Source organism: Moritella dasanensis ArB 0140 (assembly GCF_000276805.1).
In the GTDB taxonomy this organism is placed as follows: Bacteria; Pseudomonadota; Gammaproteobacteria; order Enterobacterales; family Moritellaceae; genus Moritella; species Moritella dasanensis.
Genome location: NZ_AKXQ01000030.1, coordinates 25,220 through 42,144, shown reverse-complemented (window position 1 = coordinate 42,144; position 16,925 = coordinate 25,220). Strand labels below are relative to the sequence as shown.

Genomic DNA, 16,925 nt, shown 5'->3' with positions numbered 1-16,925 from the left:
TTAGCGCTAGTCGTTTTTTTGAAAAAAAATATTAGTCGCAATAATAAAGCTAATAATAACAATATATAAACATTATACGGTCAGGAAAAAGTCAATATGGACATTCGCTCACTACAACTTTTTTTACATTTAGCCAGCACATTGCACTTTGGTAAAACCGCAGAGGCGATGCATGTCAGCACGTCGACACTGACGCGCACTATGCAGCGATTAGAAGAATCCGTTGGCAGCCAAATCTTTACCCGTGATAATAGATCCGTCGCATTAACAGAAAGCGGAAAACGCCTGCGTAGTTTTGCCCAGCAAACCCTCGAAAACTGGACGCAACTGAAAGCCGACCTTAGCAGTCACAGTGGCGAACTCGATGGTGAACTTAAAATCTTTTGTTCAGTCACCGCTGCCTACAGTCATTTGCCGCCTATATTAGACAAATTCCGCTTACTGCACCCGAATGTAGAGCTAAAGCTAATCACCGGTGATGCCGCAATGGGCATGCAACTCGTTGATGAAGAAAGCATTGATATTGCCATTGCTGCGCATCCTGACCAAATATCTAATCGTTTAAAGTTTGTCGAGATAGCCAAAGTTCCGCTTTCTATCATTACCCCGGTGATTTCTTGCCAAGTGCAGCAACAAATCATGCAGGACAATATTGACTGGAATGCAGTGCCATTTATCCTGCCTGAACACGGCCCCGCGCGTAAGCGTATTGATAAATGGTTTAAGCAGATGAAGATTAAACCGAGTATTTATGCCACGGTTGCGGGTCATGAAGCGATTGTCAGCATGGTGGCGCTAGGATTAGGCGTCGGTATTGCGCCTGCCGTGGTAGTCGATAACAGCCCCGTTCGCGATCGGGTATTAACCTTTGAGAACAGCAATAAAATTGAGCCCTTTGATCTGGGGTTATGCTGTCAGCGTAAACGCTTTGACGAACCGGTGATCACTGAATTTTTTAACATGGTCAAGCCCTAAGGCATTATCAGCGCCGCAGTCAAAGTTGATGAAAGCAAAATAAAATATGATTAAGACCCGCGGACGAATTCCGCTATAATCGAGCACACATTATTTCCCTCATCATTGTTAATATGGAGTTTTCATGGGATTCAAAAAAATATGTTTGGCAGTACTAGCTACGTTAAGCTTAAGCCAGGCTGCGATTGCCAATGAACTACCAGCGCAATTTTCAACAGTCGGCCTTAACGCACCAGCAGGTCAAGACGTTGATGGTTTCCGCCTTGCCCTGTTTCATGGTCAAACAGAAACAGTACAAGGTTTTGATATGGCAGTATTGGGTTTATCCGAAGTTGATAAGCTTGAAGGTGTCAGTTTCAATTTATTACTGGGCGCGAGTAAAGTAAATAATGAGTTCTCTGGTGCAGCATTTAGCTTATTCAATTGGCATTTAGGCCATGACACTGGTTTCAACATGGCGTTAGTAAACAATACTACCCATGTAAAAGGCGTCAATTTCGCCATGGTTAATTTATCCAAAACAGTCGCAGGCGCCAATATCGGCCTGATAAACTACAGTGAGAAATTATCATTGGTGGATTTTGGTGTGATGAATTATGCCAAAACTGCAAAATTTCAAATTGGTATTTTTAATATGACCGAAAACTTACAAGGTTTGCAGATTGGTTTATTAAATTATGCAGAAAACGGTGTCGTCAAAATATTACCACTGATCAATTTTCAGCAGTCATTTTAGGTCGATTAATCGATAATTAAAATGCTAGACTAACAACAAGCAACATTAGCGTCTCATTAAGACTCGTTAAACTCACTCGTAATTAGGTGCCGTATGATCAAGCCACAAAAATTAGAAGAAATCGCGAAGCAAATACATGAATCATTACCAAGCAGCGTTAAATCGTTAGGATCTGAAGTCGAAAAGAAGATCCATCAAGTATTGCAATCACAACTGAACAAACTTGATCTGGTTAACCGCGAAGAATTTGAAGTGCAAACTAAAGTGCTATTACGCACCCGTGAAAAGTTAGCGGCATTAGAAGCACGTCTAACAGCACTAGAAAAATAGTTCATCTATCTGATACTGTTAGCACAGGCTGTGATTAACACAAAACATGGCTAACAGTATCAGGTATTCCCTTCCTACTTCTTTTTCTATTTTTCTATTTTTCTATTTTCAGCAATAACACATCAACCCAATTGATCTCTTGCTTACGGATCCGTTCATTGGCTATATAATGTAGTATTTGTCCAGCATACAACTGCGTATCCATATCAGGGTTTAATTTAAAACCGCCACCTTTTTCATCATCAGCAATCGCCATCAAGGTCATACCGTATTTTTCGCGCAGTGGCTGAAACACATCGCCGACGGTCATTTCCGGTATATTGTCTAATGTTAAGCAATATAACGTCGCTTCGTCTAACGTTGAAAACAGTTGTTCATGCAGAATGCTGGCACCGGGTGATTGCATGGTACGCACTAAAATTTCGGCATGGCGTGAGCTTGCACATTCAACATTAGGGCAATGCGCACGCAATAACTCGGCTTTACTTTCTTCATGGAAATAAGCACTAATATGCGCCTGTTTTGATGCGTTTGAAGACGCACTTAATGCCATTGATAGCGTCATTTCATCATTCTCGCCATCGACAATAATCGAACTCGCTTGTGCCATGGCAATACGCGTTAACTCATCTTTATGCGTAAACGACTCCAGCTTCGCAAATTCAACATCCAGCATTTGCGGGAACGGATGGCTCATATCACGCTCAACACATAAAATAATTTTGCGTTGATGACGTTTTTTATCTGCCAATATCAATTCTAAAATGCGTTTAGTGCGATGCGCACGCCAACCTAAAATTAAAATATGATCGCTGTAAGTACTAAAATCTTTTTTTCCGTTCATACCTTTCCTTGCAATAGCGACAATGGCTTGCGTTGTTTTACCAATCGCCGCACCAAAAATTAACAACCCAAACGGGATCTGAATAAGCGCAACGACCAATTGTCCACTTGCCGTGCTTGGCGAAAGATCACCAAAACCAACCGTACTAATCACCACCACAGTATAATAAAAAAAGGTCAGAGGGTCGGTTAATGCGGTTTCATTACTTAGCCACAACAATCCCCAGACTACGGCTAAGTAGCTGCAAAAAATCAAAAATAAATTAGCCCAACGCAACTCGGCAGTGAGCTTACGCAAGGCTAAACTAATCAGTCGAGATATATACATATGGACCTAATTTTCATGAATGGTTAACTGCTGGCGAATAACCTCAGCAGTTTGCACCGGTTGCTCTAATGGGAACAAATGTCCACCGTCCACTTCAACCAGTTTGATGTGTGGTTGTTTACGTAATAAGCGCGTGACAACTTCTGTCGATAAGGTATCAGAGTCACGACCTCTCATCACCACTGTCTCAGTCGTTAATTTGTTGATACTCGACCAAGCCCAAGGCACGGTCTGATAAATACTGGCTTCCCACTCACGACTATAACTCAGTTTGAAACCGTCGTCGGTTTGATACAAACCTTCGGCCATATAATCGGCCAATACACTGTCGGAAATACCTTTAAAGCCACGCACCTTACGATGAAAATCGAAGCCTTGTTGAATATTAGCAAAAGTATCGGGACGTCTTAATGTTTTTTCCACTAACGGCAGTTTTTTACGTAGAAAATCAGGCAGGTTTCGCATCACCCAAATCAGATGGGGCGCGAGAATAACCGGGTCGAGTAGAATCAGTTTTTTTACTTTTGTTGGTTCGCGTACCGCACAAATAATACTGATTAAGCCACCCATCGAATGACCAACTAAGGTAATAGGCTCAGGCTGCGCGGCAATAAAACGGCACGCGTCGTTGATCATCAATCGCCAATTATCAAAATCTTCGGGCACCGGTAATGGCCAGAGTGGACGCTGATAAACAGCGCTGACTTTATAAGTGTCAGTAAGGGGTTGTAACATTTGTTGATACATAGCTGGCGGGAAACCATTGGCATGAAAAAATACCAAATGCTCACCGTCACCACCAATGTGCTTAGCGGGTAATCCTGCAGCGACAGCGCCCTGTGCTGATAATTGTTCTGCGATCCATTGCTTCATAATTTACCTATTTGATGCGCCTATTTAATGCGCCTAGGTATAAATACCTAGGCCAGCGCGAGTTACACGAGCAAAACGATACTATTACTTGATACTGTAACTCGATACTATTAACTTGATACTTATTTTAGATTATTCAGGTACTAACCATTCTAGACGGAAGTGGGCGTTTTTATCTTGACCCAATTCTTCGGTTAACCAAGGTAATAATTCTTCCATTTGCGAGAACAGCTTCCACGGTGGATTAATCACGACCATACCAGTACCTGTCATACCGCGTTCTTCAGTATCACTTTTTACACAAAGTTCGATAACTAAGATCTTCTTAATACCGGTGCCAACAAAATCACGCTTAAGGCGGTCAATGGTGCGACGTTCAATAATTGGATACCAAAGTGCGTATGTGCCCGTAGCAAAACGACGGTAAGTTTGTGCGATTTCTTGCACTACTTGACGGTACTCGCTTTTGATTTCATAAGAAGGATCAAGCAATACTAAACCACGTTTAGCGCGGCCTGGTAACAAAGCTTTCAGCCCGTCGTAAGCATCTTGTTTGAAAACTCGCGCTTGACGATCACCGGCAAACTCTTGTTCTAACAATTTCACATCGGCAGGGTGTAACTCTGTCATTTGCATGCGATCTTGTTCACGTAGTAATAACCGAGCAACTAATGGCGAACCAGGGTAATGCTTTAGTTTCGACGTTTTATTTATCTGCTTAATCACATTTAAATAAGGAATTAATGGTGCAGGCACTTCACCTTGCTGCCAAATACGTGCGATACCATCAACGTACTCAGCTGTTTTTTCAGCGTTGGCACTCGATAAGCTATAACGACCTGCTGCAGAATGGGTATCGTGATAAACAAAAGGCGTATCCTTTTGTTTTAACGCTTCTAAGATCAGTACTTCAACGGTGTGTTTAAGTACATCTGCAAAGTTGCCAGCATGAAAACTGTGGCGGTAGCTCAGCATAATATTTTCCAATATAAAAAGAGTGGGATTAATGCGCTAAAGGGTAGCACTGTTTAGTTAAAACTAGGTTATTTATTCTATCTTTCAAGTCTGCAATAGTATGCTTTATTCATACTTTCGTTAATTTCTCAGTTGTTATAGTGATTAACCAAACTCAGGGCTAACCCTACTTTTGATTCATTGGAACAAACAAAGGAAATGACAATGCGGCGAATATTAATACTTTTATTACCCTTGCTAATATCGGCCTGCGGTTTGAACGACCACAGGTCATTCAGCGCACCGTCACCTAGCTATAATCAAAATCCACTATTAACCAGCAACACGCAATACCAACTAAATTGGGATCGCGCCTTAACAGCCTCGATATTACTCAATAAAGACTACCCTTTTAGCCACCACATGGATGCTTATACGGCGCTTTACCACCCCGAGATAATGGCACTTTATCAAGATGATGCCGCATTATTAGCCTTGAAGAAAATAAAATTGCGGCGCAACTGGAAAAACCAAAATGAACAACAACGCAATCAAGTGTTGCTGCTGCAGACCGAGGTTTATCTCGGTGCGTATGATCGCCAACGTCAGGCATTTCCAATACAGGCGTTAAAACTGGTCCATGAGCAGCAAACTTACCAGTATAAATTAACCAAAGACTTGCCCGTTGAAAGCAGTTTTCCTGAGGCGTTTTATATTTATATCAGCAATATAAACCAACTTAATCAATTAAAGTTAGCCCCCGATCTCGCCCGGTTATTAACCATTAATAATATTCAGCAAGACCATATGAATAGTTTGCCCGTGGATATTGAAGTTAGCATCAACCACGTTGCTGGCACACAGGGACAGGGATTAGGCGCAATCATGACGCGGGTGATTTTTTACAGTGATGAGGATCGCGAGGTGCCACTGAGAATTGATTCATTCTCAGTGGCAGATATTGTCAGTGTTAATTAGTGCGCAAGAAAGAATTTATACGCTGGGTTATTGGTTTCTTCTTTATACTGATAGCCCAATTTAACCAAGTAAGCTGAAAACGCTTTCATCTCACCATCAGGTAATTCAAAACCCGTTAATACTCGGCCATACGCAGCGCCATGATTACGGTAATGGAATAAGGTAATATTCCAATTCATACCAAGGGTTAATAAGAATTTCTGTAATGCGCCAGGATGTTCTGGAAATTCAAAACTAAACAGACGTTCTTGCAAGGCTTCCGCAGGGCGACCGCCAACCATGTAACGCACGTGTTGTTTGGCCATTTCATCTTCAGATAAATCAACCACTGGATATTCAGCGTCTTCAAGCTGTTTGATCACAGTGTCTAGCTCCGGCGTACCTTGTGGTGTACGTAAGCCAACAAAGATATTCGCCGCTGCACGATTAGAATAACGATAGTTAAACTCGGTCACAGCGCGATTACCGATTAATTCACAGAATTTTAAGAATGCGCCAGGACGTTCAGGAATGGTAACAGCAAGTACTGCTTCTTTTTTCTCACCATATTCACTGCGCTCTGATACGTAACGTAATGAATGGAAATTTACATTCGCGCCACTTAAGATAGCCGTCATATTTTTATCACGTAATTCATTTAGTTCAGTATATTTTTTTAGACCCGCTAAGGCTAATGCACCCGATGGTTCAGCAATTGCGCGAGTATCTTCAAAAATATCTTTTAACGATGCACAAATTTCATCACTGCTCACCGTGATCACGTCATCAATAAATTCATTACACAAACGGAAGGTTTCAACACCAATACGTTTTACCGCGACGCCATCAGCAAAGATACCGACACGATCTAATGTTACGGGTTCACCGGCATCGAGCGCGGCACGTAAACAGGCTGAATCACGTGGTTCAACACCAATCACTTTAATTGATGGTTTAAGTTGTTTGATATAAACAGCAATACCCGCAGCCAGACCACCGCCACCAACAGGCACAAAGATATAATCTAAGTGCGCATTTTGCTCGAGCAGTTCACGCGCGATAGTGCCTTGTCCCGCGATCACATCCGGATCATCAAATGGCGGGATCAGGGTATAACCTTCTTCAGCAGACAATTTTTTAGCATAGTTAGAAGCTTCATCAAAACTATCACCGTGCAAACATACTTCAGCGCCAAAGCCGCGCACTGCACTGACTTTAATTTCTGGGGTAATAACTGGCATCACAATGATGGCTTTAATACCAAGCTTCTTCGCAGACATCGCCACACCTTGGGCATGATTACCCGCCGAGGCTGCTACGACACCACGTAATTTTTGTGCTTCAGACAGCTGCACTAATTTATTAAAAGCGCCACGCAGTTTAAATGAATGCACGGGTTGGCGGTCTTCACGCTTAAGCAGAATATTATTACCTAAGCGTTGAGAAAGCTTAGTTAATGGCTGTAACGGTGTAACCACGGCTGCTTCATAAACAGGTGATAGTAAGATCTTACACAAATAATCATTTGCAGTAAGTAGCGGTTGGGGGTGTTGGGTTTCGTTATCTGTCACTCGATCATCCATTGAATTTTAGCTGACAAGTTAACGCTTTGGCATGCCATCGTTAACGCTATTATCTAGTTTTAATACCTAGTACATGACTTAATACTATTACCTAGTTATAACAACAATCGAAACAGATAAAAAGAATTAACGCAGGATAACTTTTAGCAGGAAATAAAAAAGGGAGCATTAAGCTCCCTTTCTTGTATTACTTTGTTCGATTAAGCTGTTTTAGCTTCACCTTGAGGTTCTTCAGCGTTAGCAATTGAAATGTCTAACTCGCCTTCAGATTTAGCAACGATAGTATTAACCGCTGTATCACCGATAACGTTAGCAGAAGTACAGAACATATCGTTGATACGGTCAACCGCAGCGATGATTGCTAGTGCTTCAACAGGTAGACCCATTTGCGTTAGTAACACACCGATCATCACGATACCGCCACCAGGTACACCACCTGCGCCTACTGATAATAGTAAAATAGTAAGACCCATAGTGAATAAGTCAGTCACTTGGATTGGCGTGCCGTATGCGTTTGCAGCAAATACTGTTGCAATTGAGATGTAGATAGATACACCAGACATGTTCATTGTTGCGCCTAGTGGCACACCAAAACCAGCAACTGTTTTCGATACACCGATTTTCTCAGTTAGTGTACGCATTGTTACAGGGATAGTTGCATTTGAACTCGCTGTAGATAGTGAGAATAGGAACTGCTCACGGATCTGACGACGGAACGTAGCTGGACGGATACCGGTAGTAGCCCATACTGCGAGTGGGTAAACAACAAGAATCCAAACAACAAGTAACGCTACAACTAGACCAACATAACTTGCTACTGAAGCCAGTGTTGCACCGTCAAGTGTCGCACCTAATTGAATCATTAACGCGAATACACCAAACGGGGCAAAGCTCATGATTAGGCTAACAAGTTTCATCATGATGTCATTAGCGATTTGGAATGCATTGATCGCTGGACCACCTTTAGTGTCTAGTGCTTGAATAGCTAGACCAGTGATGATTGCCATGAAGATGATTTGTAACATGTCACCAGAAGCAAATGCTTCAACAGGGTTACTTGGTACGATGTTGATAATTAGTTGACCGATATCTGGCGTTTCAGTAGTTGCTAGTACTACCGCAGTACCACCTAGTTCAGCAAGGTTAGCGCCAACACCTGGTTGTACAATCATTGCCACAATAAGTGCTACTGTGATTGCGATTGCTGTATTCGCTAGATAAAGGAAGAAAGTTTTGCCACCTAGGCGACCGAAACTTTTGATGTCTTTCAGTTCACATACACCACATACAATAGAGATGAAAACTAATGGTACAACCATCAATTTGATTAGTGATACAAACATAGTACCGACTGCAGTTGCTGCGCCGACAAAGTATGTGTCAAGGAACGATCCTGCTCCAAAGCCATACTGAACGATTGTACCCAGTAGTAAGCCCACAAACAGGGATATAAATATTTTCGAACTTAGTGATTTATCCATAACAAACTCAGCCTTTAAATTATCATAGTAGTGTGTGTTTTTTTGCTTATATATTATTTTTATATTTTTACAATTCTTTGCACTGCAAGATTTGATGGGTGGAGAGTATTACAACTACATTGGTGATGGGAAGCAGTTCAATCAACTAGTGCCAGGAAAATTGAGGTCGGTCACATATCCAAGCATTTTTTACACTTTTACGACTATGTAACATCTATATAATCATCAATAAAACCCCCTTAAAATTAAGAAACAGCAATTTAACGGGGTTAAAACCGCCAAAAACCCTCATATACTCAAAAGTAGGCAGTATATCAACAATGGGGTAATTTCAAAAAACAGGCTGATTTTAACAAACATAGTGATTTATAGCGTAAATTTAACCTAAGTTACCCTTACGGACTAACAGCGTTTAAAATGGCAGGGAATTAACGAATATTAAAATCTAAAAAAGGCACTCAGAAAGGCTCTGAGCACCTAAAAAGTAAACTAGGTAATTATTCTGCTACAACGGATTTTATTGGTTCTTCTGCCGCTACAGTGTCATTTTTTACATTATCTTCAGTCTTATTAGACTCAACAATTTTTGAATCACTATTTTTCGCTTCAACAAAAGTTGAGTCAATATTTTTCACTTCAGCAATAGCGCTATCGTCAGTCAAGGTAATGACCTCAGGTAATTCAATCGCTTCTTCTTCGACAATTTCAGTGACCACAGGTTGTGGGGCCGCACACAAAGCATAATCAGTGCTCGCATTGTCACGCCAAAATTGACGGTTATGACGGATCATCGCGCGAATCTCATTAATATAAGCTTGTTTTCTTTCTGAATAGTTAATTAATCCCGCCGCAAGCGCGCAGGCATTAATACGTTCATCATTGATACGCAGCTCACTACGAATATCACGTAGCGGTAAATAACTTTGATTACGGTTAATATTGCGGAAATACGATCGCACAGACGCTGCTATCGAATCAAAGCTGGCAACTTCGTGCGCAGCGCCTTGATCGCGTTGGTTTGGTACAATGCCGCAACCTTTACTAAAACACCATTGGCCAAAGAAGTTATGGCCTTGTTTAGCAAAACGCGACGTACCCCAACCCGTTTCATTAGCGGATTGACTAAACACCAGCTCTTCTGGAATGACATCAACTTGAGCTAATAACATAGCAATCACTTGTTGATCTGTATCAGCCGTGACTTTATACATGTCAGCCATCGCTTGCAGTTGGGTTTGTTCATCTGTGGTTAACGCCACTTTAGTTTGCCAAGTGGTCAGTAATGCACGTTCAGCCAATACTTCGGCAGTGACAACATCAAACGCAGGCTGTAGATAGTTAAAGAAGGCTGTTTTTTTGGCATTAACATCGCTGATAGCAGCAAAGTCAGGTACATCTGATTTTTCAACATCAACCGTATCATCAGATTGAAGGAGGGTATAAAGGCCAAATAGACCGAGTCCGGCGATAAGGATTAACACCGTTATTTTCTTTTGCATACAAAAAAGCACCATTAATAAATAATGGTGCTAATTTAACACGTTATTGCAATAAGCTAGATTATAAAATCATGCTCTTTGGTGCAACGAACGGTAGGTTATGTGCTTCAGCAACGTCTTGAACAGTAACGTGACCAGCAATAACGTTTAGACCGTTAAGCAGGTGCGCATCTTGTGTTAACGCTTCTTTCCAACCTAGGTTAGCAAGTTTGATGATGTACGGTAGTGTTGCATTGTTTAATGCGAATGTAGATGTTTTCGCAACAGCACCAGGCATGTTAGCAACACAGTAATGTACAACGTCATCGATGATGTAAGTTGGGTCTTGGTGTGTTGTAGCGTGTGAAGTTTCAAAACAACCACCTTGGTCGATTGCAACGTCAACAACAGCAGCACCAGGCTTCATGCGTGAAATTAGGTCTTTAGTTACTAGTTTTGGAGCAGCTGCGCCAGGAACTAATACCGCACCAATTACTAGGTCAGCTTCTAATACATATTTTTCAATTGCATCATGAGTAGAATAAACTACTTTCAAACGACCATCGAACTGGTTGTCTAGGTTAGCTAGTACAGTCAGGTTACGGTCTAACATAGTTACGCTAGCGCCCATACCAACAGCCATTTTAGCTGCATTCATACCAACAACACCGCCGCCGATAACGACAACGTTTGCAGGAGCAACACCTGGTACGCCGCCCATAAGAAGACCACAACCACCTTGTGATTTTTCTAATGCTTGTGCGCCAGCTTGAATTGACATACGACCAGCAACAGCAGACATAGGAGCAAGTAGTGGTAAACCACCGTTTGCATCAGTTACAGTTTCGTAAGCGATACATACTGCATTACTCTTGATTAGGTCTTCTGTTTGCGCTAAATCAGGTGCAAGGTGTAAGTAAGTGAATAGCACTTGGCCATCACGTAGCATTGCACGCTCAACAGCTTGAGGCTCTTTTACTTTTACAATCATATCTGCAGTTGCGAAAACGTCTGCAGCAGTTGCTAAGATTTTTGCACCAACAACTTCATAATCACTGTCGCTAAAACCAATACCAGCACCAGCAAATGTTTCAACATTAACCGTATGGCCATGTGCAATAAGTTCTCTTGCACTTGCAGGAGTCATACCTACGCGATATTCATGGTTTTTAATTTCTTTAGGTACGCCGATAATCATATGCTGTTTACTCCGATATTTGGTTTATTTAACTGGATTAGAAAATCTTCTCGATATATAGGTGCAGTATAGACGTAGAACTGCAGAATTAATCACTAAAGATCATTCTAATTTTAAAGAAAATTTATATAAGATTTGTTAAATCGATGTTGAACAGAAGATAATTTTTTCTGTGAGCAAGATCTCGCCCAAAAAAAAGGGCTCTGCCGTAATCATAGTCGATTACTGCAGAGCCCTTGATATAGATCATTGCTAATTGTTAGATAATACTAACGAGGTAGTTTATATAAGGAGTTAGATCAGATTTCTATCGCGTACCGCGCCTTTATCTGCACTCGTCGCAAAGTAACCATAAATACGTAATGCTTGAGTGACTTTACGTTCGCGTTTCTCAACCGGTTTCCAGGCTAATTCACCGCGATTTTCCATCTCAACACGACGCGCAGCCAATACGTCGTCAGCAACGATAAGATTCATCGAACGTTCTGGAATGTTAATATCAATGATATCGCCATCTTCAACCAGACCGATCAAACCACCGCTTGCCGCTTCTGGTGAAGCATGACCAATAGAAAGACCTGAAGTACCACCCGAGAAACGGCCATCAGTAATTAATGCACACGCTTTACCGAGTCCCATTGATTTCAGGTAACTGGTTGGATAGAGCATTTCTTGCATGCCCGGACCACCTTTAGGACCTTCATAACGGATCACAACCACATCACCGGCTTTAATTTCGCTGGCTAAAATTGCGCTTACCGCTGAATCTTGGCTTTCAAAGACACGTGCAGTACCACGGAACAATAGATTGTCATCAGCAACACCAGCTGTTTTAACAACTGCGCCATCAACAGCAATGTTACCTGTTAATACGGCAAGACCACCTTCTTGGCTGTACGCATTTTCGATTGAACGAATACAACCGTTCTCGCGATCATCATCAAGTGAATCCCAACGACAATCTTGACTGAATGCTTTAGTAGTACGAATACCAGCCGGGCCTGCTGAGTACATTTTCTTCACAGCTTCAGATTCAGTAGTAACAATATCAAACTTAGCTAATTGCTCAGCCATGGTCATGCCCATTACGGTCATGTTGTCTGTATGCAATAAACCAGCACGATTCAGTTCGCCCAAAATACCCATCACACCACCGGCGCGATGCACATCTTCCATATGATAAAGCGGCGTTGACGGTGCTACTTTACATAACTGCGGCACTTTACGTGATAACGCATCCATATCCGCTAAGCTGTAATCAACTTCGCCTTCAATCGCAGCAGCGATTAAATGTAATACTGTATTAGTTGAACCACCCATGGCAATATCAAGCGTCATCGCATTTTCAAACGCTTCACGGTTAGCAATGTTACGCGGTAATACTGATTCATCATCGTTCTGATAATAACGCTTACACAGATCAACAATACGACGACCCGCGTTTAAGAATAATTCTTCACGATCAGCATGTGTTGCTACTAATGAACCATTACCCGGTTGTGATAAACCCAATGCTTCTGTTAAACAGTTCATTGAGTTTGCTGTGAACATGCCTGAACATGAACCACAAGTAGGACACGCGCTACGCTCTACTTTATCAAGATCTTCATCAGACACATTTTTATCTGCGCCCATCACCATGGCATCAACCAGATCAAGTTTAATCAGTTGGTCTGAAAGCTTGGTTTTACCCGCTTCCATTGGACCACCGGAAATAAAGATAACTGGAATATTAAGACGAAGTGCCGCCATCAACATACCAGGAGTGATCTTGTCACAGTTAGAAATACATACTAATGCATCCGCGCAATGCGCATTCACCATGTATTCAACTGAGTCAGCAATTAAATCACGTGAAGGTAAGCTATACAGCATGCCGTCGTGACCCATCGCGATACCGTCATCGATAGCAATAGTATTGAATTCTTTGGCGATACCGCCCGCTTTCAAAATTTCATCGGCAACTAATTGGCCCATGTCTTTTAGATGAACGTGACCCGGTACAAATTGGGTAAATGAATTGGCAATGGCAATAATCGGCTTACCGAAATCTTCTTCGCGGGTACCAGTTGCACGCCACAAAGCACGAGCACCAGCCATGTTACGGCCTTGGGTAGATGTTGCAGAACGTAATTTAGGCATTGTTCTCTCCATGAAACAAAAATAAAATGGTAACAACGAGGCCTATCTGAGCCTCATTTTAATAATCAAATATAAGCAATAATCTAGTCGACAGTTGTCGTTAGCTCGGATCAGCGACGTAATCCAACCAACCCCATTTGTCTTCACTCTGACCTTTAATCAAAGCAAAATAAGCTGTTTGTAATCTTTCTGTAATTGGACCACGTTTACCCGTACCGATGTCGATACGATCCACAGAGCGTACTGGCACGACTTCAGCAGCAGTACCACACATGAACATTTCATCGGCAAGATACATCGCTTCACGGGCAATAGGCTCTTCACGTACTTCATAACCAAAGTCACGCGCCAATACCATTAAGGTATTACGGGTTAAACCTGGTAAAATACACGCTGTTGTTGGCGGCGTATGGATGACACCATTTTTAACGAAGAATAAGTTCTCACCCGCACCTTCAGAAATAGTGCCGTTTACATCCAGCGCAATACCTTCAGCATAACCATGACGTTTCGCTTCTGACGAAATTAACTGTGATGATAAGTAATTACCACCGGCTTTAGCGCCAGTCGGAATAGTATTTGGAGCAAGGCGATTCCAAGACGTAACACAAACATCAACGCCCTCTTCTAAGCTTTCATCGCCAAGATAAGCGCCCCAATTCATTGCGGCTACGAGTGCTTCACATACGGTTGATTTTGGTGTTAAGCCTAATCCAACATTACCAATATAAGCCAGTGGACGTAAATAAGCATTGGTCAGGCCATTAGCTAATACTGCATCTTTACAGGCTTGTTCAATTTCTTGTTTTGAATAAGGGATAGTCCAGCCATAGATTTTAGCTGAATCAAATAAACGTTGGATGTGTTCTTGTAGACGGAAAATAGCGGGTCCTTTCGGCGTATCATAAGCACGAATACCTTCAAATACCGATGATCCATAATGCAATGCATGCGTAAATATGCTTACTTTAGCCTGAGATTCAGGAACCATCTTTCCATTAAACCAAACTTGTTGTTCAGTATTCGCCATAATCGCTTCTTCCCTTATGCTGTCATTTTGTATTATTTTAAATAACGCCAGTACTAATCGAGTGCATACTCGCGTTTTCAATAAAGTGTTATATTACAGTACGGCTATATTGTAGTAATATGCTGAACGCTGACTTTACTCACATCAAACAATTTATCTAACTGTTTATAGAGTAGATCTATGCCGCGCTCACCAGATACTGTAACCGTAATCTTTATGTTATTGCAATCATTCATTTGTTCAGAATTCATGTGGCTAATACGAAAGCCTCGATGACGAATAACACGTAATACACGCTCTAAAATTTCCAGTGTATTAGTGGCTTCAATCACCACGTCATGTACTTGTTTAGCACTCATCATATCGCTCCAACATCTCGCCGTTATTAACACCTGGTGGCACTAATGGCCACACATTTTCTTGTTCTGAAATTTGTACATGTAAGAAGTACGCACCCTTGCTCGCCAGCATACGGTCCATCGCCGGTTGCACTTGTTCTTTCACAACAACCGTTTCACCAGGAATACCACATGCTGCCGCTAATGCCACAAAGTCCGGGTTATCGTCAAGAATTGTCTGCGATAAACGGCCATCAAAAAACAGTGTTTGCCATTGGCGTACCATACCAAGACGTTGATTATCGATGAGCACAATTTTCACCGGTAATTTAGCGCGGTTAATCGTCGCGAGTTCTTGGATGTTCATCATGATTGAACCATCACCCGTAACTACAACCGGCATCGCATCGGGACGCGCTAATGCAGCACCAACCGCAGCTGGTAAACCAAAGCCCATCGTACCGAAACCAGCACTGGATAATAAGTTTTCAGGCTGAGTAAAAGTCATGTGCTGCGCAGTCCACATTTGGTGCTGACCAACATCACAAGCAACCAGATGATCTTCCGGTAAACTCGCTGATAATTGCTTAAGTAATAAAGGAGCATAAATCGCAATGCCAGGATGGTCATAACGGAAAGCGGTTTCGACTTTCATTTCTAAGCTATGTAATCGCCAAGGGGCAATATCCAGTGTCATTTTTAATGCTGGCAGAATAAGTTTTAGATCAGTAGTGATAGCGACATTCGCAACACGTAATTTATTGTGTTCACAGGCATCAATATCGAGGTGGATCACTTTGGCATGCGGGGCAAACTCATCCAGTTTACCGGTCACGCGATCATCAAAACGCGCACCGACGGCAATCAACAGATCACTTTCTTGCACTGCTAAGTTAGCCGCTTTCAGGCCATGCATACCCAGCATACCCAAATAATAAGGGTGTTCAGGGTCGGCACTACCAATACCTTTCAAGGTACTAACCATGGGTATATCTAATGCTGCCGCTAATTCACGAAGTTCAGGTACGGCATTCGCCATGCCAACACCGCCGCCAACATACAATACTGGTTTTTTCGCCGCGTGTAATAATGCCCGAGCCGCAGCAACCTGCTCATCAACCAAGCCATCGAGTGGCGGTAGTTCAGCTAATTCTGATACCGTTTCATTCGCCATTACAGCCAGTTGAATATCTTTAGGGATATCGATTAACACTGGACCAGGACGGCCAGAGGTCGCAATCGTAAATGCTTCGGCAATGATACGATCTAAATCATTTTGATCTTCAACCAAGAAGCTGTGCTTAGTACACGATAACGTCATGCCAAGAATATCCACTTCTTGGAACGTATCGACACCGATTAAGGCACTCGGCACTTGGCCAGTAAACGCCACAACAGGAATTGAATCCGCCATTGCTTCCGCTAAACCTGTCACTAGGTTGGTGGCACCCGGACCTGAAGTGGCGATACAGACGCCGACTCTGGCGCCCGCTCGTGCATAACCCAGTGCAGCCATGATCGCACCTTGCTCGTGACGCGCTAATAAATGCGCGACACCACCATCATATAACGCGTCATACAATGGCATGATCGCGCCACCAGGATAACCGAAGACTTGGGTTACACCCTGCTTACGTAAAGCATTTACAATAAACTCTGTGGCTTTCATTAATCTACAT

The 16,925-nt window shown here is 42.3% G+C and carries 15 protein-coding genes; 4 read left to right on the top strand and 11 right to left on the bottom strand.

Translation table 11 applies throughout. From position 1 onward, the window contains the following. Positions 1–96 precede the first annotated feature (96 nt). The 3 genes from ilvY to ubiK all read left to right on the top strand — a co-directional run bounded on the left by ilvY (position 97) and on the right by ubiK (position 2,041). Positions 97–975: an HTH-type transcriptional activator IlvY gene (gene ilvY, locus A923_RS0119255; RefSeq protein WP_017223333.1), complete on the top strand. Its 879-nt coding sequence runs from the start codon at positions 97–99 to the stop codon at positions 973–975. Positions 976–1,099: 124 nt separating this feature from the next. Then, positions 1,100–1,711, top strand: a complete 612-nt coding sequence (locus A923_RS0119250) for an LA_2272 family surface repeat-containing protein (protein ID WP_017223332.1) — start codon at positions 1,100–1,102, stop codon at positions 1,709–1,711. A gap of 93 nt (positions 1,712–1,804) precedes the next feature. Then, positions 1,805–2,041 carry a ubiquinone biosynthesis accessory factor UbiK gene (gene ubiK, locus A923_RS0119245; RefSeq protein WP_017223331.1) on the top strand — a complete coding sequence of 79 codons (237 nt, stop codon included), beginning with the start codon at positions 1,805–1,807 and terminating at the stop codon, positions 2,039–2,041. A gap of 94 nt (positions 2,042–2,135) precedes the next feature. Here the strand turns inward: ubiK and A923_RS0119240 are convergent, their stop codons facing one another. The 3 genes from A923_RS0119240 to A923_RS0119230 all read right to left on the bottom strand — a co-directional run bounded on the left by A923_RS0119240 (position 2,136) and on the right by A923_RS0119230 (position 5,060). Further along, complete coding sequence (locus tag A923_RS0119240) at positions 2,136–3,212, bottom strand: potassium channel family protein (protein WP_017223330.1); 1,077 nt, start codon at positions 3,210–3,212, stop codon at positions 2,136–2,138. 6 nt (positions 3,213–3,218) lie between these two features. Then, on the bottom strand, positions 3,219–4,085 hold the full coding sequence (locus A923_RS0119235) for an alpha/beta fold hydrolase (RefSeq protein WP_017223329.1): 867 nt from the start codon (positions 4,083–4,085) through the stop codon (positions 3,219–3,221). A 132-nt stretch (positions 4,086–4,217) separates the two neighbouring features. Beyond that, complete coding sequence (locus A923_RS0119230; RefSeq protein ID WP_017223328.1) at positions 4,218–5,060, bottom strand: 23S rRNA (adenine(2030)-N(6))-methyltransferase RlmJ; 843 nt, start codon at positions 5,058–5,060, stop codon at positions 4,218–4,220. A 204-nt stretch (positions 5,061–5,264) separates the two neighbouring features. Between A923_RS0119230 and A923_RS0119225 the strand changes: the two genes are divergently transcribed. Next, positions 5,265–6,017: a DUF4852 domain-containing protein gene (locus tag A923_RS0119225; protein ID WP_017223327.1), complete on the top strand. Its 753-nt coding sequence runs from the start codon at positions 5,265–5,267 to the stop codon at positions 6,015–6,017. Here the strand turns inward: A923_RS0119225 and ilvA are convergent. The 8 genes from ilvA to ilvG form a co-directional block, all read right to left on the bottom strand. After that, a complete protein-coding gene (gene ilvA, locus A923_RS0119220) occupies positions 6,014–7,579 on the bottom strand; it encodes a threonine ammonia-lyase, biosynthetic (RefSeq protein ID WP_017223326.1) in 1,566 nt (521 codons plus the stop codon). The genes A923_RS0119225 and ilvA overlap by 4 nt on opposite strands. A 200-nt stretch (positions 7,580–7,779) precedes the next feature. Continuing rightward, the gene (locus A923_RS0119215; protein ID WP_017223325.1) at positions 7,780–9,060 is read right to left on the bottom strand and encodes a dicarboxylate/amino acid:cation symporter; all 1,281 of its coding nucleotides are present in this window, start codon (positions 9,058–9,060) and stop codon (positions 7,780–7,782) included. A 497-nt stretch (positions 9,061–9,557) separates the two neighbouring features. Beyond that, complete coding sequence (locus A923_RS0119210; RefSeq protein WP_017223324.1) at positions 9,558–10,559, bottom strand: glucosaminidase domain-containing protein; 1,002 nt, start codon at positions 10,557–10,559, stop codon at positions 9,558–9,560. Positions 10,560–10,620: 61 nt separating this feature from the next. Then, positions 10,621–11,736 (bottom strand): alanine dehydrogenase, encoded by a 1,116-nt coding sequence (ald, locus tag A923_RS0119205; RefSeq protein WP_017223323.1) that lies wholly within the window; start codon positions 11,734–11,736, stop codon positions 10,621–10,623. 294 nt (positions 11,737–12,030) lie between these two features. Beyond that, positions 12,031–13,878 (bottom strand): dihydroxy-acid dehydratase, encoded by a 1,848-nt coding sequence (ilvD, locus tag A923_RS0119200; RefSeq protein WP_017223322.1) that lies wholly within the window; start codon positions 13,876–13,878, stop codon positions 12,031–12,033. Between the two features lie 100 nt (positions 13,879–13,978). After that, on the bottom strand, positions 13,979–14,908 hold the full coding sequence (locus A923_RS0119195; RefSeq protein WP_017223321.1) for a branched-chain amino acid transaminase: 930 nt from the start codon (positions 14,906–14,908) through the stop codon (positions 13,979–13,981). 104 nt (positions 14,909–15,012) lie between these two features. Next, a complete protein-coding gene (gene ilvM / locus A923_RS0119190; protein ID WP_420192182.1) occupies positions 15,013–15,270 on the bottom strand; it encodes an acetolactate synthase 2 small subunit in 258 nt (85 codons plus the stop codon). Further along, positions 15,257–16,915: an acetolactate synthase 2 catalytic subunit gene (gene ilvG, locus A923_RS0119185; RefSeq protein WP_017223319.1), complete on the bottom strand. Its 1,659-nt coding sequence runs from the start codon at positions 16,913–16,915 to the stop codon at positions 15,257–15,259. The genes ilvM and ilvG overlap by 14 nt, the downstream gene beginning before the upstream one ends. Positions 16,916–16,925: the final 10 nt, after the last annotated feature.

Coding starts and splice junctions, on each gene's coding strand:
- ilvY (WP_017223333.1), top strand. CDS start 97: ATGGACATTCGCTCACTACAACTTTTTTTACATTTAGCCAGCACATTG.
- A923_RS0119250 (WP_017223332.1), top strand. CDS start 1,100: ATGGGATTCAAAAAAATATGTTTGGCAGTACTAGCTACGTTAAGCTTA.
- ubiK (WP_017223331.1), top strand. CDS start 1,805: ATGATCAAGCCACAAAAATTAGAAGAAATCGCGAAGCAAATACATGAA.
- A923_RS0119240 (WP_017223330.1), bottom strand. CDS start 3,212: ATGTATATATCTCGACTGATTAGTTTAGCCTTGCGTAAGCTCACTGCC.
- A923_RS0119235 (WP_017223329.1), bottom strand. CDS start 4,085: ATGAAGCAATGGATCGCAGAACAATTATCAGCACAGGGCGCTGTCGCT.
- A923_RS0119230 (WP_017223328.1), bottom strand. CDS start 5,060: ATGCTGAGCTACCGCCACAGTTTTCATGCTGGCAACTTTGCAGATGTA.
- A923_RS0119225 (WP_017223327.1), top strand. CDS start 5,265: ATGCGGCGAATATTAATACTTTTATTACCCTTGCTAATATCGGCCTGC.
- ilvA (WP_017223326.1), bottom strand. CDS start 7,579: ATGGATGATCGAGTGACAGATAACGAAACCCAACACCCCCAACCGCTA.
- A923_RS0119215 (WP_017223325.1), bottom strand. CDS start 9,060: ATGGATAAATCACTAAGTTCGAAAATATTTATATCCCTGTTTGTGGGC.
- A923_RS0119210 (WP_017223324.1), bottom strand. CDS start 10,559: ATGCAAAAGAAAATAACGGTGTTAATCCTTATCGCCGGACTCGGTCTA.
- ald (WP_017223323.1), bottom strand. CDS start 11,736: ATGATTATCGGCGTACCTAAAGAAATTAAAAACCATGAATATCGCGTA.
- ilvD (WP_017223322.1), bottom strand. CDS start 13,878: ATGCCTAAATTACGTTCTGCAACATCTACCCAAGGCCGTAACATGGCT.
- A923_RS0119195 (WP_017223321.1), bottom strand. CDS start 14,908: ATGGCGAATACTGAACAACAAGTTTGGTTTAATGGAAAGATGGTTCCT.
- ilvM (WP_420192182.1), bottom strand. CDS start 15,270: ATGATGAGTGCTAAACAAGTACATGACGTGGTGATTGAAGCCACTAAT.
- ilvG (WP_017223319.1), bottom strand. CDS start 16,915: ATGAAAGCCACAGAGTTTATTGTAAATGCTTTACGTAAGCAGGGTGTA.